This is a genomic window from Niveispirillum lacus, from assembly GCF_002251795.1.
Classification (GTDB): Bacteria; Pseudomonadota; Alphaproteobacteria; order Azospirillales; family Azospirillaceae; genus Niveispirillum; species Niveispirillum lacus.
The window spans coordinates 284,626-309,155 of the sequence record NZ_NOXU01000032.1 but is presented as its reverse complement, the minus strand read 5'-3'; the positions used below and the strand labels follow the sequence as shown (position 1 = coordinate 309,155).

The 24,530-nt window shown below is 62.4% G+C and carries 17 protein-coding genes; 8 read left to right on the top strand and 9 right to left on the bottom strand.

Features of this window, described 5'->3' with window-relative positions:
* Positions 1-3: 3 nt before the first annotated feature.
* The 4 genes from CHU95_RS20525 to CHU95_RS20510 form a co-directional block, all read right to left on the bottom strand.
* On the bottom strand, positions 4-1,695 hold the full coding sequence (locus CHU95_RS20525; protein ID WP_094458214.1) for a YjbH domain-containing protein: 1,692 nt from the start codon (positions 1,693-1,695) through the stop codon (positions 4-6).
* Positions 1,696-1,767: 72 nt separating this feature from the next.
* Positions 1,768-3,156, bottom strand: coding sequence for a glutamine synthetase family protein (locus CHU95_RS20520; RefSeq protein ID WP_094458213.1), 1,389 nt, complete (start codon positions 3,154-3,156; stop codon positions 1,768-1,770).
* Positions 3,153-4,535 carry an aspartate aminotransferase family protein gene (locus CHU95_RS20515; protein ID WP_094458212.1) on the bottom strand — a complete coding sequence of 461 codons (1,383 nt, stop codon included), beginning with the start codon at positions 4,533-4,535 and terminating at the stop codon, positions 3,153-3,155. Before CHU95_RS20515 ends, CHU95_RS20520 begins: the two co-directional genes overlap by 4 nt.
* A 75-nt stretch (positions 4,536-4,610) precedes the next feature.
* Positions 4,611-5,258 carry a helix-turn-helix domain-containing protein gene (locus tag CHU95_RS20510; RefSeq protein ID WP_094458211.1) on the bottom strand — a complete coding sequence of 216 codons (648 nt, stop codon included), beginning with the start codon at positions 5,256-5,258 and terminating at the stop codon, positions 4,611-4,613.
* Positions 5,259-5,535: 277 nt separating this feature from the next.
* Between CHU95_RS20510 and CHU95_RS20505 the strand changes: the two genes are divergently transcribed.
* The 5 genes from CHU95_RS20505 to CHU95_RS20485 all read left to right on the top strand — a co-directional run bounded on the left by CHU95_RS20505 (position 5,536) and on the right by CHU95_RS20485 (position 11,325).
* Positions 5,536-7,035 carry a CoA-acylating methylmalonate-semialdehyde dehydrogenase gene (locus tag CHU95_RS20505; RefSeq protein WP_207762565.1) on the top strand — a complete coding sequence of 500 codons (1,500 nt, stop codon included), beginning with the start codon at positions 5,536-5,538 and terminating at the stop codon, positions 7,033-7,035.
* A 93-nt stretch (positions 7,036-7,128) separates the two neighbouring features.
* Positions 7,129-8,271 (top strand): isobutyryl-CoA dehydrogenase, encoded by a 1,143-nt coding sequence (locus CHU95_RS20500; RefSeq protein ID WP_094458591.1) that lies wholly within the window; start codon positions 7,129-7,131, stop codon positions 8,269-8,271.
* Positions 8,272-8,408: 137 nt separating this feature from the next.
* Positions 8,409-9,191 carry an enoyl-CoA hydratase gene (locus CHU95_RS20495; protein WP_094458209.1) on the top strand — a complete coding sequence of 261 codons (783 nt, stop codon included), beginning with the start codon at positions 8,409-8,411 and terminating at the stop codon, positions 9,189-9,191.
* Positions 9,192-9,322: 131 nt separating this feature from the next.
* Positions 9,323-10,501, top strand: coding sequence for an acetyl-CoA C-acyltransferase family protein (locus tag CHU95_RS20490; RefSeq protein ID WP_094458589.1), 1,179 nt, complete (start codon positions 9,323-9,325; stop codon positions 10,499-10,501).
* 245 nt (positions 10,502-10,746) lie between these two features.
* A complete protein-coding gene (locus tag CHU95_RS20485) occupies positions 10,747-11,325 on the top strand; it encodes a hypothetical protein (RefSeq protein WP_094458208.1) in 579 nt (192 codons plus the stop codon).
* Between the two features lie 45 nt (positions 11,326-11,370).
* On the opposite strand, the gene CHU95_RS20480 is transcribed toward CHU95_RS20485, so the two are convergent.
* The 5 genes from CHU95_RS20480 to xdhA all read right to left on the bottom strand — a co-directional run bounded on the left by CHU95_RS20480 (position 11,371) and on the right by xdhA (position 18,299).
* A complete protein-coding gene (locus CHU95_RS20480) occupies positions 11,371-12,936 on the bottom strand; it encodes an alpha-N-arabinofuranosidase (protein ID WP_094458207.1) in 1,566 nt (521 codons plus the stop codon).
* A 136-nt stretch (positions 12,937-13,072) separates the two neighbouring features.
* Entirely contained in the window at positions 13,073-13,528 is a 456-nt protein-coding gene (locus CHU95_RS20475; RefSeq protein ID WP_133065603.1) for a hypothetical protein, read from the bottom strand.
* A gap of 123 nt (positions 13,529-13,651) precedes the next feature.
* Positions 13,652-14,494: a xanthine dehydrogenase accessory protein XdhC gene (xdhC, locus tag CHU95_RS20470; protein ID WP_094458205.1), complete on the bottom strand. Its 843-nt coding sequence runs from the start codon at positions 14,492-14,494 to the stop codon at positions 13,652-13,654.
* The gene (xdhB, locus tag CHU95_RS20465) at positions 14,491-16,821 is read right to left on the bottom strand and encodes a xanthine dehydrogenase molybdopterin binding subunit (protein ID WP_094458204.1); all 2,331 of its coding nucleotides are present in this window, start codon (positions 16,819-16,821) and stop codon (positions 14,491-14,493) included. The genes xdhC and xdhB overlap by 4 nt, the downstream gene beginning before the upstream one ends.
* Complete coding sequence (gene xdhA, locus CHU95_RS20460) at positions 16,818-18,299, bottom strand: xanthine dehydrogenase small subunit (RefSeq protein ID WP_094458203.1); 1,482 nt, start codon at positions 18,297-18,299, stop codon at positions 16,818-16,820. Before xdhA ends, xdhB begins: the two co-directional genes overlap by 4 nt.
* 149 nt (positions 18,300-18,448) lie before the next feature.
* Between xdhA and CHU95_RS20455 the strand changes: the two genes are divergently transcribed.
* The 3 genes from CHU95_RS20455 to CHU95_RS20445 all read left to right on the top strand — a co-directional run bounded on the left by CHU95_RS20455 (position 18,449) and on the right by CHU95_RS20445 (position 24,360).
* On the top strand, positions 18,449-19,711 hold the full coding sequence (locus CHU95_RS20455) for a Zn-dependent hydrolase (RefSeq protein WP_094458587.1): 1,263 nt from the start codon (positions 18,449-18,451) through the stop codon (positions 19,709-19,711).
* Between the two features lie 176 nt (positions 19,712-19,887).
* A complete protein-coding gene (locus CHU95_RS20450; RefSeq protein WP_094458202.1) occupies positions 19,888-21,036 on the top strand; it encodes a M20 family metallopeptidase in 1,149 nt (382 codons plus the stop codon).
* Positions 21,037-21,240: 204 nt separating this feature from the next.
* A complete protein-coding gene (locus CHU95_RS20445) occupies positions 21,241-24,360 on the top strand; it encodes an efflux RND transporter permease subunit (protein WP_094458201.1) in 3,120 nt (1,039 codons plus the stop codon).
* The last annotated feature ends 170 nt before the right edge of the window (positions 24,361-24,530 follow it).

The following is a 24,530-nucleotide window of genomic DNA, read 5'->3' as shown; positions in this document are numbered from 1 at the left end:
GCCCTACCGTACCCGCCCCATGCCATGGTCCCAGTCCCGGACGACACGGCCATATCCGGCGGCAAACCGCAGGTCGGAAAGGGTCAGCGTGCGATCCAGCCTTTCGGCATTTTCCCGCGCCATCGGGCGTACCCGGACGCGCGCCACGGTGTCCACATGTTGGCCAAAACCGATCAGGGGCAGGGTTAAGGTCAAGCCGATCCGGCTGCTGCCGGTTGTGACGGTGGCGTCGATCGCCCAAGTGACGCCGGTTCCGAACTGCCGCGACAAAGCATAGGTCGCGCCCCAGTCGCCGGCCAGATAACGTCCCAAGGAGAGGTTGCTGCGGGTGCCGCCATCCTGCCCTTCCCACTCACCGGTGAGAAATCCGGTCAGTTGGCCGGTCCCACGATAGAGCGTCTGCACCCGCGGTGGACGTTTCCACACCTGGTGGAGGACCGTCCCGACCGACCAGCGCGCACGCCAGGGCTGGTAGCGAAGCTCAACTCCGCCGCCGCCATACATCGGGTCCAGATGTCCGGTCTCCACCAGCAGGTCTACAGACGGGGACAGGGCGCGGACAAAGGTTACCTGCACCCGATCCAGGCTGTATCGGCGGTACAGATAAAGGGCGGCATCGTCGCGCCCCGCCGATGGTGGTTCCCGCCGGGGCCAGCCGATATTGCTGGCCATGGCTATCCGTCCTTCGGCTGTTAAGATCACGCCGACAAAGGGCAACAGATGCAATCGGCCCCCGACAGATGTGCGGCTGGACCAGGGGGAGCCACGTGGCCCGGGTTCGAACTCGTTAAAGACATCCGCCTGCATTTCCCACCGGTGGGACAGGCTCTCGGGTGTCGGGGCCCGCTGGAACTGACTGTTGCGGCGGATTTCGGCCGGGCTGATCCGGTGGCGGCTCAGGGCATCAAGGTCGCTGCCGGCGACACTGGCTGCCACACCGGGCAGGCCCAACCGATGGCTCGACACCGTGATCCGGGCCGGCGGTGGTGAGCCGGTCTCCAGCAAGGCGGCCCGCAAGGCCATACCAGGTGACTGGTCGAGTCCGATATCGGTGAAGCGCCCGCCATCAGGCCGTCGTGACCGGCGAAACCAAGGCTCCGCCAGGGCCTTACCGTCAAACTGGATGCCGGCCCGGCCGATCAGACCCCGGTCGCGGCGCCAGCCCAGGGTCGCAAAAGACCCAGACCCCCGAACCGCCCATCCTGCTTCCAGCAGCGGCCCATCGGGCCCCCCCATGCCACCGGATATCCAAACATCACGCAACAGAGGCAGCCGGAACGGAGCACGGACATTCAAGACGGGCCGCAGGTGCCCGCGCCAATCCTGGCCAATACCAGCGGACAGTTCTACCTTGCCGATTTGGCCACCTAATAAAAGGCTGTCCAGCCGGCCAGTGATACTGTCGCCATGGCCACGGCTGTCCAGGACCAGCGAAGGCATGTGCCGCTGCTGGGCCAGCATTTCCAAGGCAAAGTCGGCAACCAGACCGTCCTCGCCCTGGCGAAGGGTGGTCAGCAGGGCCCGGACGGGGCGAACACCGAAACTGGTCGCAGGCACCCCATCGGCGGGCATTTCCATTGCCGTCCAACCCGATCCGATGGTGGTCAGAAAGGCGGTGGGCTGATCGGTCGGCGGCGTATCGGCCCGGCAGATCGGGGCCAACAGCAGCAGGCACAGGTAGGGCAAACAGCGCATCTGTGAAGGCGATCCGTGGAAGGCCTTCACTATTCATCAGCGTCAGTAGAAAAAGCAATCCCATTGAGATTGTCAGACGTGATGAAGATACAATTTGTAGTCCGTATCCGGGATGGTTTCCGCCACACGCAGAAGTTCAGCACGTTTGATTGCCAGGAACGCCGTGTGCAACTCGTCGCCAAGGGCTGATTTCAGGAAGTCGGACTCTGCGGCTTGCGCGATGGCGGCGCGCCAGTCTGCCGGCATCTTCCGGGCAAATGCTGTCTGCTGCGTAAATCCCTGCCCTTGGGCGGCCGGTCCTGGATCAATGCCATGGGTGATCCCGTACCGTATCCCAGCCAGAACGGTTGTGGCCACAAGATAGGGATTGGCATCCACCCCGGACGGCCGATGTTCGAGCCGACGGGCCTGCGCCGCGCCTGCCGGGATGCGCAGGGCGACCGACCGGTCATTGATCCCCCAGGTTGGCTGTACCGGTGCATAGAGTTTCGTCACAAACCGGCGCCAGGAATTGGCATGGGGCGCAAAGACCAGCATGCCATCCCCCATAGTGGCGACCAGCCCACCAATTGCCTGACGCAGCAGAGGGTTAGGGGCCTCTGTCCCTGCCAGTTCCGCAAATTGGTTGTGGCCCGCCCTGTCATTGAGGGAAATATGTAGATGCATGCCGGATCCGGCTTGTCCCGCCAAGGGTTTGGCCATGAAACAGGCCGTCATTCCCTGGCGCCGCGCCAATGCTCTGACCAGCCGTTTCAGCATGACCAGATCATCGGCGGCGCGCAGCAGATCGTTGCGGTAGTGAAGGGTCAGTTCGTACTGTCCTGGCGCATATTCGGAGATCAGCGTTTCCAGCGGTAAACCCTGTGCCTTTGCCGCCTCATAGACGGGGCCAAAAAACGGCTGCATGCCGTCCAGATCATCCAGACCATAGACCTGCACCTGACCATGCCGCCGTCCATCCAGTGCCATCGCCGCCGGTCGCGGTTTGTCATCTGGTCCCGCTGCTGCATCGAGAAGGTAGAATTCCAGTTCAAAAGCACCGGCAGGCGTATGCCCCGCCGCAGACAGCATTTCCAACTGTCGGGTCAGGGCATGGCGCGGATCCGCCCCATGCGGACGACCGTCCAGATGATAAAGTCCGAGCAGAACCTGGGCCCGCAGCGGCCGGGTCCAGGGCAGCAGCACCAGGGTGCCAGCGATTGGCCAGGCGCGCAGGTCGGCGTCTCCAACCGACCAGACGAGACCCGTTTCCTCCACATCCTCGCCGGTCACATCCAGGCCCAGGATGGACGAGGGGAGATGGCGGCCGTTCCGGTACAGGCTTTCCAACTCATGCCGCCGGATGATCTTACCCCGCCCGATGCCATTGGCATCAGTCAGGACGATATCCACGGCTTCTACCTCCGGGTGTGCGGCCAGGAAGCCCTGCGCCTCTGACCAGTCGGCGATCTGCCTGTTCATGGGGCCCCCAACTTTCCCTGCGCCAGAATGCCGGCAACGTCGGCAAAGGCGGCGATCAGTGCATCGACCTGGGCCTGGGTGGTCAAGGGACAGACCAGCATCATGTTGTGAAAGGGGGCGATCAGGATGCCCCGATTCAACAAGGCCAGGTGGATTGCCTGTTCCAACGGCCCGGCATGGGCTGCCTCGGCCTGGGTTCCATTACGCAGAGGTCCGGGTGCACAGATGAACTCCACCCGCGCCCCCACCCGCACCACATGCCACGGCAGGCCGATGCTGGTGATGACCTGTGACAGGCCGGCCTCCAGACGAGCCGAAAGCCGCTCCATGTGGGCATAGGCCTCCGGTGCCATCACCTGTTCCAGTGTCGCCCGCATGCAGGCCAGGGCCAGGGCGTTGGCCGACAGGGTGGTCCCCATGCCGGAATGGCCAGCGGGCGTTCGGGCGCGCACAGAATCCAACCGCAGCGCAACATCATCGCTGAAGCCCCAGATGCTGGCCGGCACCCCGCCCGCCACCGGTTTGCCAAGCACAAACATATCCGGTTCCAGCCCGTATGCGGTGGTGTACCCGCCAGGGCCGGTAGAGATTGTGTGGGTTTCGTCGATGAGCAGCAGGGTTCCGCTCTGACGGGTCAGGCGGCGCAGGGCCGCATGAAAGCCCGGATCGGGCAAGACCATGCAGCAATTTGTCAGGACGGGTTCGGTAATGACACAAGCCACCTGCCCATCGGAGAGCGCCGCTTCAAGGGCCGGAATATCGTTGAATTCCACCACCCGCGTCTGCGCGGTCAGGTCAGTGTACTGCCCAAGAAGGCCGGGTCGATGAACCGTGGCACCATCGATCAGCCGGACGAATGTCTCATCGACGGTACCGTGGTAACAGCCATTGAAGACCAGAATTTTCCCGCGACCGGTCACCGCTCGTGCAACACGCAGGGCAAAACGGTTGGCGTCTGTGGCGGTTGTGGCCACCTGCCAATGTGGCAGCCCGAAGCGCTCGGTCAGCAGGCGCCCGACGGCGATGGCATCATCGGTGGGCAACATGTAGGTCAGGCCCCGCCCGGCCTGGGCGATGATGGCGTCGCGCACCGGTTCCGGCGAGTGCCCGAACATCGAGCCAGTATCGCCGAGACAAAAGTCGGCCAGCACATGACCGTCGGTATCGGTAAGTGTCGCCCCTTGCGCGTTGGCCACCAGAAACGGGAATGGCATGGGCCAGTCCCGCATCCAATGCATCGGCACTCCCTGATAAAAACCAGGAACTCCCGTACCGACACGGGCCGCCGCATCTGGGTGGGTTGCGGCATATCGCGTCCGTTCAGCCACCATCAACGCATGGATGGTGGCTGTGCTGATGCCGCCAGAGCCGTCCCCCATTCACACCACTCCCCAACTGTTCCCAGGTTCGTCCGCCCAACTGTCGGGGCCGGTTAAGGGAACGTCAAGGGTCTGTCAGTGGGGGAACCAGACACCAGCCACGCGGTGCAGTCGGTCCAGGTCGTCCATCGACAATTCGACACGGCGGCGTGACAGGGTCATGCCATAGATGACACCCTCATCGTCCTGGCGCAGATAAAAGGCCAGCGGTGCGAAGTTAAGACGGTTGATCACCAGATCACCGACATTGGGCGGCGCATTGGGATTAACCAGCAACGTTGTGCCGATACTGATGGCCGGTGCATTGGACAGGTCATGGACCGTCACGGCATAGGCGCCCTGGACCCCCCGCATCTGCGGCGAGCGAGGCATTGTGCCGGCAGCCTTTGCTTCCACCCCGTCGCGGGTCAGATCGCGCCCTTCATAGACGGGCACTTCCGCATCTGCTTTGCTTTCGCTCAACATCGACCGCAGCGGGCTGGCCGGGGACAGCATCTCCGTCGGGCCGACGCCAAAAATCTTGGCCAAGCGGATCACATGGTCGGGCCGAAAGGGCCGAACACCGTTTTCCAACTTGGATATCTCACTCTTGGACAGGCCCGCGGAGGCGGCGAGCGCCGCCAGACTCATGCCCCGTGAGTTGCGCATCATGCGCAAATGGACCCCGTCATGATGTTGCACTTGTTGATGTCTCCCCTGACAGACTTCAAAGGAAACATACATTGTTGCCGGCGCTCAGTAAGGTCGTGGAGTTAGTCCAAACGGATAGGTCGTTTTTTACGAAAGTTTAATCGGTAAATTCAGGTAGGGGCCTTTCCCCTTGCTTTTGCCTTGCCCAGCGTTGTTCGCAACGTCCCTTATGCCCGATCGACGCCGGCCTCCATCCCGTCGCACGTCCCGTGTATGTGGGTTGACGCACATCGGGATGCGTTTGTCTGCGCCTTGTCGTGCGCGTGCTCCCGTGCCACCTTCCTCATTAACAAGTCTGAGGGAGGATCACTTGGTCGAGAAGCTGTACCATTTTATCGGCGGCGCCCGTGTTGCAGGCAAGTCTGGCCATTTCGCCCCGATCTTCACCCCGATGACGGGTGAGATTTCGGCCGAGGTGCCGCTGGCCAGCACGGTGGAACTGGCAGAGGCTGTCGCCAATGCCAAGGCTGCGCAGCCCGCTTGGGCCGCGACCAACCCGCAGAAACGCGCCCGTGTTCTGATGAAGTTCCTGGACCTCCTGGCCCGTGATTTTGAGAAGATCGCCCTGAAGCTGGCCCTGGAACATGGCAAGACCCTGCCCGACGCGCGTGGCGACATCCAGCGTGGGCTGGAAGTGGTGGAGTTCGCAATTGGCATTCCGCACTTGCTGAAGGGTGAATATACCGAGGGCGCTGGCCCCGGCATCGACATGTATTCGATGCGCCAACCGCTGGGCGTGGTGGCCGGCATCACGCCCTTCAACTTCCCTGCCATGATCCCAATGTGGAAATTCGCTCCGGCCATTGCCTGCGGCAATGCCTTTATCCTGAAGCCGTCGGAACGTGACCCGTCTGTGCCGTTGATGCTGGCGGAACTGATGTATGAGGCGGGCCTGCCAAAGGGCATCCTGAATGTCGTCAATGGTGACAAGGAAGTGGTCGATGCCATCCTCGACCATCCGGACATCAAGGCCATCGGCTTTGTCGGTTCCACCCCCATCGGGGAATATATTTATACCCGTGGCACGGCCAATGGTAAGCGCGTTCAGGCTTTTGGTGGGGCCAAGAACCATGCCCTGATCATGCCCGATGCCGATCTGGACATGGTAGCCGATGCCCTGATCGGGGCAGGCTATGGCTCTGCCGGTGAGCGTTGCATGGCCATTTCCGTGGCGGTGCCGGTGGGCGAGAAGACGGCGGATGCCCTGGTTGAACGGTTGGCCCCGCGTGTCCGCACCCTGCGCGTTGGCCCCTCCACCGATGAAAAGGCTGATTTCGGCCCCGTCATCACCCGCCAGCATATGGAAAAGGTGAAGTCTTACGTCGATATCGGCGTGCAGGAAGGGGCCGAACTGGTGGTTGATGGCCGCGAGGTGAGGCTTCAGGGCTATGAGGGCGGCTATTATGTCGGCGGCGTCCTGTTCGACCGCGTGACCACCAACATGCGGATCTATAAGGAAGAGATTTTCGGGCCTGTCCTCTCTATCGTGCGCGCACCGGATTATGAGACGGCCCTATCCCTTCCTTCAGATCATGAATATGGCAATGGCGTTGCCATCTTCACCCGTGACGGTGACACCGCGCGTGACTTCGCGGCCCGTGTTGACGTGGGCATGGTCGGCATCAATGTACCGATCCCGGTGCCGTTGGCCTATTACACCTTCGGCGGCTGGAAGCGGTCCGGCTTTGGTGACCTGAACCAGCATGGCCCGGATAGTATCCGCTTCTACACCAAAACCAAGACGGTAACGGAGCGCTGGCCGTCGGGCATCCGCTCCGGCGCGTCCTTTGTCATCCCGACCATGGGGTGATCGCTACCTTCGCGCTGATCAGACGGCCCCGGCAAGATGGTCCGGGGCCGTCGCCATTGGCCCAGCTTCGACCATCAAGAACAGGATCGCCCGATGGATTTCGATCTTTCCGAGGATCAACGCGCCATCCAGGATCTGGCCCGGGGGTTCGCAGCCGAACACATGGCCCCGTTCGCCGGCGACTGGGATGAGCATCACATATTCCCCGTCGATACGCTGCGCAAAGCGGCTGAACTGGGTTTTGCCGGCATTTACTGTTCGGAAGCGGCTGGCGGCACTGGCCTGGGCCGGCTGGATGCAGCGATTCTGTTTGAGGAATTATCGGCGGCTTGTCCCTCTACGGCGGCCTATATCTCCATTCACAACATGGCCGCCTGGATGATCGACACGTTCGGCAACAGTGATCAGAAATCCAGATGGCTGCCCGACCTGTTCTCCATGACCAAGTTCGCCAGCTACTGCCTGACCGAGCCTGGTTCCGGTTCTGATGCCGCATCATTACGCACCAAGGCAGAGCGCGAGGGTGACCACTATATCCTGAACGGGTCCAAGGCCTTTATCTCCGGCGGCGGCGCCTCCGACATTTACGTCGTGATGGTGCGCACCGGCGGGCCGGGGCCGAAGGGTATCTCCTGTCTGGTGGTGGAAAAGGGCACGCCAGGCCTCTCCTTTGGCAAGCAGGAAAAGAAAATGGGCTGGAACAGCCAGCCCACGTCGCAGGTCATCTTTGAGGATTGCCGGGTTCCTGTCACCAACCGCCTGGGGGCCGAGGGCGATGGGTTCAAGATCGCCATGAAGGGCCTGGATGGCGGCCGCCTCAACATCGCCTCCTGCTCCCTGGGCGGGGCCCGCGCCTGCCTGGAGGCCGCGAAGGCGCATATGGAGGTGCGGCAGCAATTCGGTAAAAAACTCAACGAATTTCAGGCGTTGCAGTTCAAGTTCGCTGATATGGCGACAGAGCTTGAGGCCGCCCGTCTGATGGTCCACCGGGGTGCCGCCGCTCTGGATGCCGGCCACCCCGAGGCTACGCTTTATTGTGCCATGGCCAAGCGTTTTGCCACCGATGCCGGGTTTGCCGTCACCAATGATGCGCTGCAACTTCACGGTGGCTATGGTTACATCCGCGAATATCCGGTGGAGCGCATCCTGCGCGACCTGCGTGTCCACCAGATCCTGGAAGGCACCAACGAGATCATGCGCGTGATCATCGCCCGCCGGCTGTTGGGTGGGGCATAATGCCAGTCTGGAAAAGGCGTGCCCTTTGATAGATTGGAGCCTGGCGATTATCAGCCCGGCGCCCATGCGCCGTGAGCCATGCCGCCGGATGGCGGCGCCCGGCGTCTGTGGGAAAAGCTATAGGAAGGCAAAGGCAAATGACCGAGACCTATGAAAATATCCTGGTGGAGACCAAGGGCGCCGTCGGCATCATCCGGCTGAACCGGCCCAAGGCCCTGAACGCCCTGTCCGACGGTCTGGTGACCGACATGGAAAAGGCCCTGAACGCCTTTGAGGAGGATGCGGCGATCAACGTCATCGTCGTTACCGGTTCGGAGAAAGCCTTTGCGGCGGGAGCGGACATTAAGGAGATGATGAATTTCTCCTATATGGACGCCTATCTGAATGATTTCATCACCAAGAAGTGGGGCCGTCTGGCCACCTGTCGCAAGCCGACGATTGCCGCCGTTGCCGGGTACGCCCTGGGTGGCGGGTGTGAACTGGCAATGATGGCCGACTTCATCATTGCCGCCGACAATGCCAAGTTCGGTCAGCCGGAGATCACCATCGGCACCATCCCCGGTGCGGGCGGTACCCAGCGTTTGACCCGTGCCATCGGCAAGGCCAAAGCCATGGAAATGTGTCTCACGGGCCGCATGATGGACGCCGCTGAAGCCGAACGGTCGGGTCTGGTCGCCCGCGTCGTCCCGCTGGCCGACCTGATGGATGAGGTGATGAAGACCGCGGAGAAGATCGCTTCCATGTCGCGCCCCGCCGCCATGATGGCGAAGGAAGCCGTCAACCGCAGCTTTGAGGCCACCCTGACCGAGGGGCTGCTGTTTGAACGCCGGGTGTTCCACAGCACCTTTGCGCTCGCCGATCAGAAAGAAGGCATGGCCGCTTTCGCCGAGAAACGCCCGCCGAACTTCACGGGCAAGTAATCGCTTCTGCAAGGGGCGGGGAGGTCAGGGCTTCCCCGCCCTTTGTTTTTGTAACGGTTGCAACGCCACTACATGCGGCTTATCTGTCGCACCGCAAAAACACCGATCTGGGAGGATCACCCGTGAGCAGCTTGAACGACGTCGTCATTGTTGCTGGCACCCGTACCGCGATTGGAGGGTTCGGTGGCAGCCTGAAGGATCATGCCCCCGCCGATTTGGGCACGCTGGTGATCAAGGAGGCCGTGAGCCGTGCCGGTATCGCTGCCGCCGATGTGCAGCATGTGGTGATGGGGCAGGTCATCCCCAGCGGTCCGCATGATGCGTATCTGGCCCGCGTTGCCGCCGTGAATGCCGGCGTGCCGGTACAGGCTCCAGCCCTGACTTTGAACCGCCTGTGTGGTTCGGGCGTGCAGGCCATCATTTCCGCCGCTCAGATGATCAAACTGGGCGAATGCGATGTGGCCGTGGCTGGCGGTGCAGAAAGCATGAGCCGGTCACCGCATGTCATGCCGTCGGTCCGGTGGGGCCAGCGTATGGGTGATGCGGCCGTGGTGGACGCCATGGTGACCGTCTTGACCGACCCGTTTCACAAAATCCATATGGGCGTTACGGCCGAGAATGTGGCGGCCCGGCACGAGATTGACCGCGCCGCCCAGGATGCTTTGGCCCTGGAAAGCCACCGCCGTGCCGCCCGTGCTACCGCCGAGGGGCGGTTCAAGTCGCAGATCCTGCCGGTAGAGGTGAAGGTCAAGGGCGGCACCAAACTGTTCGACACGGACGAGCATTTCCGTGCTGACGCGACCGAGGCGGATTTCGCCAAGTTGAAGCCTGTCTTTAAGAAGGATGGTTCCGTCACCGCGGGCAATGCGTCGGGCGTCAATGATGGTGCCGCCGCTGTGGTGTTGATGTCCGCTGCCGAGGCGGCCAAGCGTGGGACCAAGCCGATGGCCCGTATTGTTAGCTGGGGTCATGCCGGGCTGGAGCCGGAGGTAATGGGGCTGGGCCCCGTCCATGCCGTGCCCATTGCGCTGCAACGTGCCGGGCTGACTGTTGCCGATATTGATGTGATCGAAAGCAACGAAGCCTTTGCGGCGCAGGCCTGTGCTGTGTCCAAGGTTCTGGGCTTCCCGGCTGACAAGTTGAACCCTAATGGTTCCGGCGTCTCGCTGGGTCACCCGGTGGGTGCGACCGGCGCCATCATCACGGTCAAGGCGCTGTATGAGCTGGAGCGCACCGGTGGCCGTTACGGCCTGATTACCATGTGCATTGGCGGCGGCCAGGGCATCGCCATGGTCATCGAACGGCTGTAACCGGGATCATCCGTCGGTTAAGTTCGGCCCACCTCTCAGAGCTGTTTTCGGCTCACCGGAAACAGCGCCGGCGGCGACTGCCGCAGCGCCGCCTATGCGGCGTGAAGCCAAGCTGCGGATGCAGCGCCGGCGCTTGAGGAAACGAATTCTCTACAGCGTGTTTCCGGTCAGCGGAAACACGCTATAGATGGCGGGGTGGGTCATTTCGTTTCGGTTCAACAATAATCATTATAAAGGTGGGGTCCATGCACATCCGAAATATACTGCTGCCATTGTCATTGCTGGCCGCTTTACCTGCTGCGGCCGCCCCGGCGGACGATTTCCTGGCCGCCCTGTTGCCCCTGTGCGGCAAGGCGTTTGAGGGTACCATCACCACAAACGAGGGTGGCGCCGCCAATGACCCGTTTGTGGGCAAGCGGCTGGTCATGCATGTGCGTGAGTGCAAGGCGGGGGAGGTGCGTATTCCCCTGCATGTGGGCGAGGACCGGTCGCGCACCTGGATCGTGACCCGCACGGCCAATGGCCTGCGCCTGAAACATGATCATCGCCATCAGGATGGGACGGAGGATAAGGTCACGCAATATGGCGGTGACACCATCGCGGCCGGCACCGCGGCGCGCCAGGACTTCCCTGCCGATGCCTTCTCCAAAACCCTGTTCGCCGACAATAAGCTGCCGCCCGGCGCGCAGCAGAATGTCTGGGCGCTGGAACAGGGGCAGGGGCGTTTTACCTATGAACTGTCCCGTCCAGGCCGGGTGGTGCGTATGGTTTTTGACCTGACCAATCCCGTCTCTGCCCCGCCGGCGCCATGGGGGCATCAGTAAGCATCTGGGGGCGGTGCACAGACCACCGCCCCCAGACAGACCTTGTTACCGAACTGTCAGAACCACTACCGATTTGGCTGGCAGCGTTACCGACAGGGCTCCACCCTGTATACGCGCGCCTGTGAATGCCGCAGGTTTCACAGCATCAGCTTGGCCGAAGCTGTTATGGCTGTTCATGGCTGGTGCTGTCAGGATACGCCCGGAGATTGTTGCCGCTGCCGCCCCCTCTAGGGTAACGGTCGCGGTAACAGTGTTGTTCGGGTCGATGTTGGTCAGCGCAACCAGGATGCTTCCATCCTTCGCTCGCGCTGATGAGGCGCTGATGGCGGGGAGACTGCGTTCCGCATAGGTATATTTCGGCCCTGCCACAGTGACCGGGAACTGGGTTGCACCTTGGAAATCCTTGTACATGTCAAAGACATGATAAGTGGGTGTCAACAGCATCTTCGGTCCGTCGGTCAAGATCAGGGCCTGCAGCACATTGACCATCTGCGCAATGTTGGCCATGCGGACACGGCCAGCATGTTTATGGAAGATATTCAGGTTGACGGCGGCCGTTACGGCATCGCGTAACGTGTTCTGCTGTTCCAGAAAGCCAGGATTTGTGCCCGGTGTGGGGTCAAACCAGTTGCCCCATTCATCGACAATCAGCGCTACCTTTTTCTTGGGGTCATGTTTGTCCATGACGGCGCTGTGTCTGGTCAGCAGATCATCCATCTGCGTTGCTGTCACCATCAAGGCGAACCAGTCGCTTTCGCCGAAGTCGGTTGCCGATCCCTTGTCCTTCCAGGTGCCGCGCGTCGCTCGCCCGAAAGAGGGCAGAGCATAATGGTGGAGGCTGATGGCATCGATCATGTTGGCAGAACCGGCCATCACAACATCGGTCCATTTCAGATCATCGGAATTGCCGCCACTGGCAATGATTTTGGTCGGCTGTCCAGGGGCGGGCTTAATGAAAGTCCGGATCTGTCGAAGCTGGTCGGTGTAATATTCTGGTCGCATGTTGCCGCCACAGCCCCAGGTCTCGTTGCCGATGGCGAACCAGTCCAGGGTCCATGGTTTGTCCCGGCCATTGGCACGCCGCAACTGCGCCAAGGTGGAGTTGGAGGGACTGGTCATATATTCAACCCAATCCGCCATTTCACGTGCGGACCCGGTGCCGATATTGCCATTGACATAGGTTTTTGCGCCGACCAGCTCGGCATACTCCATGAATTCATGGGTGCCGAAGGCGTTGTTTTCTTCAACACCGCCCCAATTGGTGTTCACGCCGACCGGCCGTTTATGTCTGGGGCCGATTCCGTCACGCCAGTGATATTCATCCGCAAAACAACCGCCAGGCCAGCGGATCAGAGGAACACGGATCGCCTTTAGGGCCTCCAACACATCTTTGCGATACCCCCGAACATTGGGGATAGCGGATTTTTCCCCCACCCAGATGCCTTCATAAATCAGGCGGCCCAGATGTTCGGCAAACTGTCCCTGGATTTCAGGGGCCAGGATCGGACCGGGCTGCGCTGCATTGATCGTGACAGTGGCTTCCTGTCCCCAGACCGGGGTGGCGGTTAACAGCCCAAGGCACAGGGCCAAACTTTGGCGCAAAGTTTTCATGCGTTTTCCTCCCCCGCACGTTCCACATTGTGATGGGCATGCTAACCGGATTCAGCGGCGGAGGCAGCATATTAGTACGATTATATTATAAAATCTCTCGGCAGCAACGGCACCAGCGCGCCAGACCGCGCGTGCCTTAGGGCGAGGGCACTGACGCCACCTGTGACTGCCGGGCTTTGAAGGCGCGCAGTTCAATATTGAAGCGGCTGACTGTGCGCTCCAGTTGATCAACCACCTGCTGGCGATGGCTGATGACGTCCCGTCGATAGGCGGCAGACGCCATTTCTGCTGGACTGGCGGGGTGTTCATCCAAACAGGTGAGGTAGGTCATCAGTTGACCTGTGTACGCCCGCATGCCCGCCCCGTAGGTGCGCATCGCCGTTTCGTCTGCGCTGTCGCCTCTGGTAACGGATGGCGCCGCAGGCAGGCCGCCGCAGGCAGCGTTCAAACTTGCGACATCGGCCAGTACCGGGTTGCCGGTGGTCAGAACGAACATGGAAAGGAGCAAGGCAGACAACAGGTTCTTCATTGCGATCCTCACAAAGCTGGACGGTAGCAGGCGCCGGCCGTCATGATTGCCTTGCTCGATCATTTCCCCCAGGTGCCGCAGGTCCCGCTGGGCCAACGGTTCGCTTATGAAGGTAGCGTACGCCTGTAATTCCGTTACCGCCAGAGGATAAGTTATGCGTTTATGTTGCGCCGCAGCAGTACCGGTTCACATATCGTCATAATCCTGCATACCACAGGATGTGGCGCAGCCGGTACAACCGTTGGCATCCCCCGCTGGTGCTGGTTTTGGCGTGGTGACGGCGTTGGGCGGGCTCAGTAACTGTGCCGCAACGGCCACCGCGATCTCCCCCGGATGCTTGCCGTTCAGCCCCGGAAGCCCGATCGGGCAGATGAGGCGGGCCGGGTCCAGACCATCGCCGCGCAGGCGCGAGGCGAAACGCGCCCGTTTGGTCTTCGACCCGATGACCCCGACAAAGGAGGATGTGGACAAAGAAAGTGCAGTTTTTACAAGCCGATAATCAAGGGCATGGTCATGGGTCATGATCAGGATGTGGCTGTACCCGTCGCCCACAGCCAAGGTCGGATCCTCTAGAGTCTGGGCTGTGACATTGTTGGGCAGGGTGGCGGGAAACAGCTCGGGACGGTTATCCACCCAGGTGACCCTGGCTGGCAGCGTGCCCAGGATGGCGACCAACGCCTTGGCCACATGGCCGGCCCCGAACAGGCCCACACGCAATGCGGGTGGGCAGATCGGTTCAAACAGCAGGCTCACATGCCCGCCGCAGCACTGGCCCAGAGCGGGGCCAAGGGGATACGATTGTGTGCGTAATTCCGTTACATGATCGTCCAGCAGGGCGCGGGCGGTTTCGATGGCTGTGAATTCCAATGCGCCGCCGCCGATGGTGCCGTAGAGCGCATCGGTGGTGACCAGCATCTTGGTGCCGGCGGCGCGGGGGGTGGAGCCCGCGACCTCTGTCACGGTGACCAGCACGCTGGCCCGCCCGTCACGCTGACAGATGGCAAGAGCCGTGATCCAGTCCGCATTCATGCCCCGGCTCCGGCTTGACGGGCCCGGACCGCCATCAGGACGCGTTCAGGTGTGGCCGGCGCATCCAGCTTCACGGGGCCATTGCCACCCGATGCGGCCACGGCGGCCTTGATGGCGTGATAGGCGGAAATGGCCAGCATGAAGGGCGGTTCGCCCACGGCCTTTGACCGGTGGATGGTCTCCTCCTGGTTGGGTTGGTTTACCAGATCGACCTTGAAATGATCGGGAATGTCGCCGCAGCCGGGGATCTTATAGGTGCTGGGGGCATGGGTGCGCAGGCGGCCCGCCGCATCGAACACCAGTTCCTCCATGGTCAGCCAGCCCATGCCCTGCACATAGGCCCCTTCCACCTGTCCCCGGTCCAGCACGGGGTTCAGCGAGGTGCCGCAATCATGCAGGATATCGACGGCCAGCAGCTTAGTCTCGCCGGTCAGCGTGTCGATCACGACTTCGGAGACGGCGGCACCATAGGCGAAGTAATAGAAGGGACGGCCGATCAGGGTTTCCTTATCCACATCGATCTTGGGCGTAGCGTAGAATCCGGTGGCCGACAGGGAAACGCGGGCCAGATAGGCCTGCCGCACCAGATCATCAAAACTGATGATGTTGTCGCTTGCCATCACCTTGCCATTGGCAAAGCGCAAGGCAGATGGCTCTATCCCCCAGCGGGCGGCGATAAAGGCGGACAGTCGGTCGCGGATGGTGCGAGCGGCATTGAAACTGGCCATACCGTTCAAATCGGCCCCGGCGGAGGCGGCGGTGGCCGACGTGTTGGGCACCTTGTCGGTACGGGTGGCGGTGATGCGGACCCGGTCCAGCCCGATGCCGAACACATCGGCCACCACCTGCGCCACCTTGGTATAGAGGCCCTGGCCCATCTCCGTCCCGCCATGGTTCAGCAGCACCGACCCATCGCTATAGACCTGGATCAGGGCACCGGCCTGATTAAGGAAGGAGGTGGTGAAGGAGATGCCGAACTTCACGGGCGTTAGCGCGATACCGCGCTTCAACACAGGGCTGGCGGCGTTAAAGGCGGCAATGGCGGTGCGGCGCGCCTGGTAGGAGGAGGTGGATTCCAGCCGGTCCAGCAGGCCGTCGGCGATAAAATCCTCCACCTTCATGCCATAGGGCGTCAGGTTGCGGTCTGGCCCGCCATAGAGATTGGCGCGGCGCACCGACAGTGGGTCCAGGCCTAGATGGTGGGCGATGTCATCAACCACGCCTTCAATCGCCAGCATCCCCTGTGGCCCACCGAAGCCGCGAAAGGCCGTGTTTGAGACGGTGTGCGTTTTATAACGGTAGGAGGTGATGCGAACGTTGGCCAAGTAATAGCAATTGTCGGCATGGAAAATGGCGCGGTCATTGATGGCACCCGACAGGTCCGTCGACATGCCGCAACGGCTTTCCAGAATGATATCCAGGGCCAAGATACGGCCCTGATCATCAAAGCCGACATCATAGGCCACCTCGAAATCATGGCGCTTGCCCGTCATCACCATGTCATCGTCGCGGTCCAGGCGCAGCTTGGCCGGACGGCCTGTGCGGTCGGCGACCAGGGCGGCGACCGCAGCGAACAGGCTGGCTTGTGTTTCCTTGCCCCCGAAGCCGCCCCCCATGCGCCGCACCTCCACCACGACATGGTTGTCGGGACGGCCCAGGGCGCGGGCGACCAGATGCTGTACCTCTGACGGGTGCTGGGTGGAGCAGAGGACATGCATGTCGCCATCCTCCCCCGGAATGGCCATGGAAATCTGGCCCTCCAGATAGAAATGATCCTGCCCGCCCATGGCGAGGTTTCCCGACAGCCGGTGCGGAGAGGTGGACAAGGTACCCAGCGGGTCGCCGCGTTCCACCCGCTTGGGCGGCAAAATGTGGCTGTCGGTGGCGCGGGCGTCGGCGATACTGATGATCGCCGGCAGTTCTTCATAAGTGACCTTGGCCAACCGTGCAGCCGCGCGGGCTGCGATACGCGTGGTGGCAGCAACGGCAAACAGGCTTTGTCCGACATATTCGACCAGACTTTCGGCGAAGATGGGATCATCGGCCACCACGGGGCCGACATCGTTCATACCGGGAATATCGGCTGCGGTCAGGACGGCGACGACACCAGGATAGGTGCGCACGGCAGACAGGTCCATGGACAGGATGCGGGCATGCGCCTTGGCACTCTGCCCCAGCGCCACATGCAGCAGGCCCGGCGGTTCCGGCATGTCATCGACATAGCGTGCCGTGCCCGCCACATGCAGCGGGGCGCTGTCATGGCGGATATTCTGATGCGTGGCGGGGAAGGGGATGGGTGCCGGGCTGCGAGGGGGACGCGCACTCATGCCGCACCCCCGATGGCGCGGGCGAAGGCGGGCACGCGGGTGGCGGTGGCGGGCAGGGCCTGCTCCATCTGCCATTTCAGGATCAGGTTGCCGGCGGTGACCAGCCGGTAATCGGCGCTGGCACGCATGTCGGTCAGGGGTTGGAAATCCTGGGCCAAGGCAGCGGCGGCTTCCTTGGCGGATGTCGCATCGAAGGGGCGACCGATCAGGGCGGCCTCTGCGCGGCTGGCGCGCTTGGGCGTGCCGGCCATGCCGCCGAAGGCCAGACGGGCCTCTGTCACGATACCGTCTTTCAGGGTCAGGCCGAAGCCGGCCATGACGGCGGAGATATCCTGGTCAAAGCGTTTGGAGATCTTGTAGCAGGCGAACAGGCGGTCGGCGCTGGGTTCCGGCACACGGATGGCGGCCACGAATTCGCCCGGCTGCAACGCGGTCTTGCGATAGGAAAGGAAGAAATCCTGCAACGGCATTTCGCGCGTCACGCCACCGCGCCGCAGGACCAGGGTGCTGCCCAGGGCGATCAGGGCCGGCATGCTGTCGCCAATGGGGGAGCCATTGGCGATATTGCCGCCCAGGGTGGCGGAGTTACGCACCTGTTCAGAGCCATAGCGACGGAACAGCTCACCCAGGTCGGGGTAGAGCCGGGACAGAATCTCCGCCGCGTCGGTCACGGTCGCGGTGGCGCCGATGTTGATCTGGCCGTTGGTGTGAGTGATCCCCGCCAGATCGCTGATGCCGCCAATATGGATGATGGTGCCCAGGTCGCGCATCTGCTTGGTCACCCACAGCCCGACATCGGTGCCGCCGGCCACGATGGTGGCGTCGGGATGGGCCAGCAGCAGATCGGCCAACTGGTCCGATGTGGCGGGCGCAAACGCCGTGCCGCCGGGATGGGACAGGGTTTCGTGGCGCTCTATGCTGCGCAGCAAAGCCAGGGTTTCTGTCATCTGGGCGGTATAGGTGTCGGGCGCGCGGCCCATGGCGCGGGCAGCATCGACGATGGGACGATAGCCTGTGCAACGGCAGAGATTGCCCGCAAGGGCGGCGTCGATGCGTGGCCGGTCGGGGTCGGCCTCGGTGTGGTAGAGCGCGAACAGCGACATGACAAAGCCGGGCGTGCAGAAGCCGCACTGGCTGCCATGATGGTCGACCATGGCCTGCTGGATGGGGTGGAGCGTGCCGTCGGGCCCGGCCAGATCCTCCACCGTCACCAGCTCCTTGCCGTCCAGGGCGGTGACAAACAGGATGCAGGCATTGACGGCCCGGTACTGGATGCTTTCCGCCTCCGTCACGCCCAACACCCCGACCCGCGTGCCCAGCACGATGGTGCAGGCGCCGCAATCCCCCTCGTTACAGCCTTCCTTGGTGCCGCGCCGTCCCCGATCCTCGCGCAGGTAATCCAGCACGGTGCGGGTGGGCGGCACATCGGACAGGGTCACCACCTGTCCCCGGTGCACGAAGCGGACGCAATCGGCCATGGTGTTCCATTCGTTCCAAAAGAAAGCATGGCAGAACAGGAAACGGCCCCTGTCAAGTCGCTTTACAGAACAATGATGCGATGCAACATTTTGTTCTGGGGCGGAAACGTCCCCGTGAAACAAACGATCTTGAACAGGGATTCCCACGCATGACCTATCCGAGCAACCGGTCCTTCGGTTCTATCGCCGCCCTTGTCAGCCGGGATCGGTTGGCGCAACGGCTGGCCGATATGGCGAAGATTGGGGCGACGGAGAAGGGTGGGGTCAATCGCCAAGCGCTGAGCCGTGAGGATGGCTTGGCCCGTGCCCTGCTGACCCGTTGGGCCACGGCGCGCGGATTTTCGGTGTCCACCGATGGGATCGGGAACCTGTATGTGCGCCGCGAAGGCAGCGACCCGACCCTGCCGCCCGTGATGACGGGCAGCCACCTGGACAGCCAGCCAACGGGCGGACGCTATGACGGCGTGTACGGCGTGCTGGCGGGGTTTGAGGTGCTGGAGGCGCTGGAGGATGCAGGTGCCGTGACCAAGCATGCGGTGGAGGTGGTGGCCTGGACCAATGAGGAAGGGTCGCGTTTCCAGCCCTATTGCATGGGATCGGCCTTATTTGCGGGCAAGATGGATCTGGAGATGGTCCTGGCCTGTACCGATGCGAAAGGGGTGAGCGTGCGTGACGCGCTGGCCGAGACGCTGGCCCTGGCGCCTGCCATGCCGGTGCGCGATTTCGGATCGCCGGCCGCCGCCTATGTTGAGGCGCATATTGAGCAGGGGCCGCGCCTGGAGGCCGAGGGCAAGACCATCGGCGTGGTGCAGGGTATCCAGGGTAGCCGCTGGTTCCAGGTGGAGGTGACGGGCCAGGAGGCCCATGCCGGCACCACGCCCCATGGCGCCCGCAAGGATGCGTTCCAGACGGCCCTGAAAATGGTCAATGCGCTGAACGAGCTGATGTATGACCCGGATGATGTTATCCGCTGCACGTTCGGCCGGTTTGAGGTGCTGCCCGGTTCGCCCAATACCGTGCCCGGCAAGGTGATCTTCACCATCGACTTCCGTCATCCTGACGCAAAATTGGTGAAGGAGCGCGGGGATCAGGTGGCGCCGCTGATCCATTCCCTGGCCAGCCCCTGTGAGGTGGTGGTCAAGGAGACCAGTACGACGGCGCCCGTGGATTTCGACGCGGGCGTGGTGGATGCTGTGCGCGAGGCGGCGGAAGGGTTGGGCTATGCCAGCCGTGACATGCCGTCGGGCGCCAATCACGACGCCAAATTCATGGCGCCGCGCTGCCCCACGGGCATGATCTTCATCCCTTGCCGGGATGGGATCAGCCATAATGAGGTGGAGTATGCCAGCCCCGAACATTGCCATGCCGGGGCGGCGGTGCTGGCGGAAACGCTGGCGCGGTTGGCGGGGTAGGCGGTCCCATTCCTCTTGCACTAACCGCCTTCCCGGTGAAGGCCGGGGCCCAGGGGATCAAACCTTACCGCAGCATCGATCAAAGCTGCTGGTAGGTTGGGCGTGTGGCCCCTGGGTCCCGGCCGTCGCCGGGAAGGCAAAAATTACGGCCCTCCTGCTCCTCAGGTTCCTCCACCATGACCCATCCGGTCCTTTCCATCCTGTCCGACCTGATTGCCATTCCCAGTACCTTTCCGCCGGGGGATACGGCGGCCATCTGTGCCTATGCCGCCGACCGGCTGGAAAAGGTGGGCTACAAGGTGCAGGTGTTGCACCGTGACCGGCCACAGATCGCCAATGTGGTGGCGGAGTGGGACGGGGCGTTACCAGGACCCACCCTGATGTTCAACGCTCATGCCGACACCGTAGGCATTGGCGAACGCGCCATGTGGGAGACAGAGCCACTGGTGGCGACCGTCATCGAGGGCCGGGTCCACGGGCTGGGGGCGGGCAACTGCAAAGGGTCGATGGCGGCACAGCTCTGGCTGGCCGAACAGGTGGCGCGGCGGGGTGGACCGGCGCGCGGCAAGATCATCTTCACCTTCTGCGGGGATGAGGAGAATTTGGGGCCGGACGGGGCCTTTTACCTGCGTGAGATTGGGGCGGTGAAGCCCGACATGCTGGTGGTCGGCACGCAGACGGAAAACCAGTTGATCACGGCGGAGCGCGGCGTGATGTGGGTGGAGGTAACGGCGCGGGGGCTTTCGGCCCATGCCGGCAACCCGGCGGCAGGCGACAATGCCATCCTGCGCCTGATGCGGGTGATGACCCATATTGATGGTGTGATGACGGCACGGTTGCAGGATCGCCGGGTGGGCGAGCAGCAATCGACCATGAATATCGGTATCTTCCGGGGCGGGGAGAACACCAATGTCGTGCCCAATCTGGCACGCGTGGAGATCGACCGCCGCCTGCTGCCCGAGGAGAAGATCGTCGAGGCCTTTGCCGAGATTGAGGCGCTGGTGATGGCACATCCCGAGGCCGAGCATTTGTCCTGCCGCCTGCTGACCGGCACCAACGGCTTTCGTGCGCCCCATGAGGGGCCGCTGGTGAGTGCGCTATGTGCGGCGATTGCGGGGGTAACGGGGGCACCGGCCCGGTTCCTGAAAGATACCGGGGCCAGCGATGGCCGCTACTTCGCCGATGACGGCATCGAGATTGTCAATTTTGGGCCGGGTGCCGGCTGGCAGGGTCATAGGGCCAATGAGTTTGTACCCTTGGATGAACTGATCGCGGCAACAGACATCCTGGAAAGGGTGGTGGAACGGGTGTTGGGGTTGAGCTAGGCGCCTTGCCGGCATGCTGCTCCCGCCATGGGATGGCGCCTGCTCCCCCGCCGCCTGTAACATCCCGTTACAATTCCCTACCATCCATTAACCAAGCCCAACGGACAGGTTACACGCTCGCGCCTATGGTGGCGCCATGGCGGGTCGGTTTGTCGGACGACCGTAACCGCGTTTCCGCATGTCCCAAATGGACAGAGGTTGGTCATGGATGTCATCAGGCTGGGTTTGCGCAATCCGGCGGCCTTGGCGGTCGCGGTGCTGTTGGTGTTGGGTTTGGGGATCTGGTCGGCGCTGACATTGCCGGTCCAGTTGTTCCCGGAAATCAAGCAGCCGACGCTGGGCATAGAGGCCTCCTGGCGTGCCGCATCGCCGCAGGAGGTGGAAAGCGAAATCCTTGAACCCATCGAAGAGGTGATGAAGGGCCTGACCGGCGTCACGGAGATGCAGGGCTTTGCCAATCCTGGCGGTGCCTTTGTCAGTCTGGAGTTTGATGCCAAGACCGACATGCAGCAGACAATGCTGGATGTCATCAGCCGGTTGAACCGCATCCCCTCGCGCCCCGCCGATGCCGATCCGCCGCGCCTGATCATGGGCGGGGGTGATGGCGGTGGTAACGCCAATGAGACCCTGATCTATTATTTTGTGCAGAAGATGCCGGGCACGCCGGGCGTCCTGACCGACCAGTATCATTACATCATCGAGGATGTGATCCCCCGGATCGAGGCGATCGAGGGCGTGGCGCGGGTGGATTTCGGCGGGCAGGCCGAGGCACCGCAACAGGAAGTGCAGATCATCTTCGACCCGTTCAAGATGGCGCAGTATGGCATCACGATCCCCACTGTGTCGGGTCTGGTGGGCCGGGCGCAGGATGTCACGGGCGGCTTTGTCGATGATGGTCGGCGCATTTACACCGTCCGCTACAAGGGCCGGTTCAAGCCGGAACAGTTCAGCGACCTGGTGCTGGAATGGCGCGATGGCCGCCCGGTCAAGCTGGGCGATGTGGCCGAGGTCAAGGTGCAACTGGGCCGGCAGTGGCAATACGCCTTCCAAAATGGCAACGAGGCCATCGGGTTGCGCGTCATCCGCCGCGAAGGCGCCAATGTTCTGGCCACCTTGACCGAGGTCAAGGAACTGATGGCCGAGTTGCGCGATGGCGAGATGAAGGAAAAGGGCCTGACCAATAATCAGAGCTTTGACCCGTCCGTCTATATCGAGAGTGCCATCGGCCTGCTGACCGGCAATCTTCTGTCGGGTATCCTGTTGGCGGTTGGCGTGCTGTGGCTGTTCCTGCGACGCACGCAGTTGACCCTGCTGGTCGCCATGACCATTCCTATCTCGCTTCTGTCGCTGTTCGCCGTATTGGCCATCACGGGCCGGTCGATTAATGTCATCTCCCTGGCAGGACTTGCCTTTGCGGTCGGTATGGTGATCGACAGCGCCATTGTTGTTCTGGAAAACATCGTCCGCATGCGTGACCGGGGCATGGGCAATGATGAGGCCAGCCATGAGGGCACCCGGCGCGTGATCAAGGCCCTGTTCGCCAGTACGGCCACCACGGTCATCACCTTTGTCCCTATCGTGTTCATGCGTGAGGTCGAGGGGCAGATTTTCGCCGATCTCGCCCTGACCATCGCCGTGGGCGTCACCATCAGCCTGATTGTCTGTGCCACAGTGCTTCCCGTGGCCGCCGCCAAGCTGATGAAGATGACGCCACGTATGGCCGGTGAGGCGCGCTGGGTGGAATGGCTGTCGCTGAAGATCATAGATCTGACCAACACCAACAGACGCCGCGCCGCCGTGGTCGCGGGTCTGGTGACCCTGTCGCTGGGCGGGTCCTATCTGCTGTTCCCGTCCATGTCGTACCTGCCGCCGGTGAAGCGTGACTCGGTCGATGCCTTCCTGAACTTCCCCGTCGGCACCTCGGTCGATCTGTCGCGCGAGGAGGTGGCGAAGGTCATCGTGGACCGGTTCATGCCCTATTACACGGGCGAGAAACTGCCCAAGGCCAAGAATTTCTATGTCCTGGGCTGGCCCGGCGGCGGGTCCATCGCGGTGCGTCTGGAAGACGACACCAAGCTGGACGAGATGATGGGCATCGTGAAGAACGAGATCCTGGCCGGTTTCCCGGATGTGCAGGGTTTCACCAATCGCGGCAACCTGTTTGGGGGCTTAGGCGCGGAAGGTAATGTCTCCATCCTCCTGCAATCGTCGGACGCGGCCGGTCTGTCGGAGGCGGCAGCCAAGGGGCTGGCCCTGCTGCGCGAAAAGCTGCCCGATGTGCAATCCTGGTCCAATCCCAACCCGGAGATGGCGCAGCCGCAGTTGACCGTCATCCCCAATGACCGCCGCATCTCCGAGGTGGGCTGGACCCGTGTGCAGGTGGGTCAGGCGGTCCGCGCGCTGGGCGATGGTCTGTGGCTGGGTGAGCATTTTGACGGGCAGAACCGGCTGGACATCATCCTGCGGTCGCCCGCCTGGACGGGTCCGGAGGAACTGGAACAGGTGCCGGTGGCGACCCCGTCGGGCACGGTTGTGCCGCTGGGCCAGCTTGTGACAGTAACGCGGGAGGTGGGCCCGTCCAGCATCACCCGTGTTGATGGACGCCGCACCATCACCTTGAACCTGCAGCCCGGAGAGAATATCGCGCTGGAGGATGTGATGACCATGCTGCGGCGGGATATCGAACCGCAGCTCCGCGCGTTGCTGCCGGCTGACGGCACATTGCGCTATGGCGGCTCGGCCGATCGTCTGGATGCCACGGTGGCCGCCATGGGCAAGAATTTCGTGATTGCCCTGGGCCTGCTGTTCCTGCTGATGGCCTTGACCTTCAAGTCGGTCAAACACAGCGCCATGGTGATGGTGTCCATCCCGCTGGCCACCGTTGGCGGGCTGGCGTTACTGGACCTGACCAATCTGTTCACGTTCCAGCCGTTGGATCTGCTGACCATGATTGGCTTCATCATCCTGCTGGGTATTGTCGTCAATAATGCCATCCTGCTGGTCGATGAAACGCGTCTGTGCGAGGCGGAAGGCAAGGGCAGGGCGGAGGCTGTGCATCAGGCCCTGCGTTCGCGAATTCAGCCGATTTTCATGGGTACCCTGACGACCGTGGCCGGTATGGCGCCCATGATCGTGGTGCCAGGGGAGGGCAGTGTCATCTATCGCGGTATTGCGGCTGTCCTCACCGGTGGTTTGGCTGTTTCAACGGTCTTTACCCTGCTGCTGCTGCCGGCCCTGCTGCGTATGGGTGAGAAGGACCGCCAGGCTGTGGAGGAACCGGAGCCCGATTATGGCCAGAAAGTCACGCGGCTGGCGGCGGAGTGACGGGCGAGGTTTGTTATATGCGCATTGCTTATGCGACCGACGAACGGATGGAGGTCACATAAGGGTGCAGGTCCGGATGCGGCAGAATGATCACCCTCGCCTCTTCTTTGCCTTTACACACCCGTTACAGTTCGAAACCCGCAGGTAACGGGGTTTTGATTACAAGGATG

What these genes read in the sequence shown, in the direction of transcription:
- CHU95_RS20495 (WP_094458209.1), top strand. Translation starts at nt 8,409, where the DNA reads ATGACCGAGACCTATGAAAATATCCTGGTGGAGACCAAGGGCGCCGTC.
- xdhC (WP_094458205.1), bottom strand. Translation starts at nt 14,494, where the DNA reads ATGAATGCGGACTGGATCACGGCTCTTGCCATCTGTCAGCGTGACGGG.
- CHU95_RS20500 (WP_094458591.1), top strand. Translation starts at nt 7,129, where the DNA reads ATGGATTTCGATCTTTCCGAGGATCAACGCGCCATCCAGGATCTGGCC.
- CHU95_RS20485 (WP_094458208.1), top strand. Translation starts at nt 10,747, where the DNA reads ATGCACATCCGAAATATACTGCTGCCATTGTCATTGCTGGCCGCTTTA.
- CHU95_RS20515 (WP_094458212.1), bottom strand. Translation starts at nt 4,535, where the DNA reads ATGGGGGACGGCTCTGGCGGCATCAGCACAGCCACCATCCATGCGTTG.
- xdhB (WP_094458204.1), bottom strand. Translation starts at nt 16,821, where the DNA reads ATGAGTGCGCGTCCCCCTCGCAGCCCGGCACCCATCCCCTTCCCCGCC.
- CHU95_RS20525 (WP_094458214.1), bottom strand. Translation starts at nt 1,695, where the DNA reads ATGCGCTGTTTGCCCTACCTGTGCCTGCTGCTGTTGGCCCCGATCTGC.
- CHU95_RS20445 (WP_094458201.1), top strand. Translation starts at nt 21,241, where the DNA reads ATGGATGTCATCAGGCTGGGTTTGCGCAATCCGGCGGCCTTGGCGGTC.
- CHU95_RS20510 (WP_094458211.1), bottom strand. Translation starts at nt 5,258, where the DNA reads ATGTATGTTTCCTTTGAAGTCTGTCAGGGGAGACATCAACAAGTGCAA.
- CHU95_RS20480 (WP_094458207.1), bottom strand. Translation starts at nt 12,936, where the DNA reads ATGAAAACTTTGCGCCAAAGTTTGGCCCTGTGCCTTGGGCTGTTAACC.
- CHU95_RS20455 (WP_094458587.1), top strand. Translation starts at nt 18,449, where the DNA reads ATGACCTATCCGAGCAACCGGTCCTTCGGTTCTATCGCCGCCCTTGTC.
- CHU95_RS20475 (WP_133065603.1), bottom strand. Translation starts at nt 13,528, where the DNA reads ATGATCGAGCAAGGCAATCATGACGGCCGGCGCCTGCTACCGTCCAGC.
- xdhA (WP_094458203.1), bottom strand. Translation starts at nt 18,299, where the DNA reads ATGGCCGATTGCGTCCGCTTCGTGCACCGGGGACAGGTGGTGACCCTG.
- CHU95_RS20450 (WP_094458202.1), top strand. Translation starts at nt 19,888, where the DNA reads ATGACCCATCCGGTCCTTTCCATCCTGTCCGACCTGATTGCCATTCCC.
- CHU95_RS20520 (WP_094458213.1), bottom strand. Translation starts at nt 3,156, where the DNA reads ATGAACAGGCAGATCGCCGACTGGTCAGAGGCGCAGGGCTTCCTGGCC.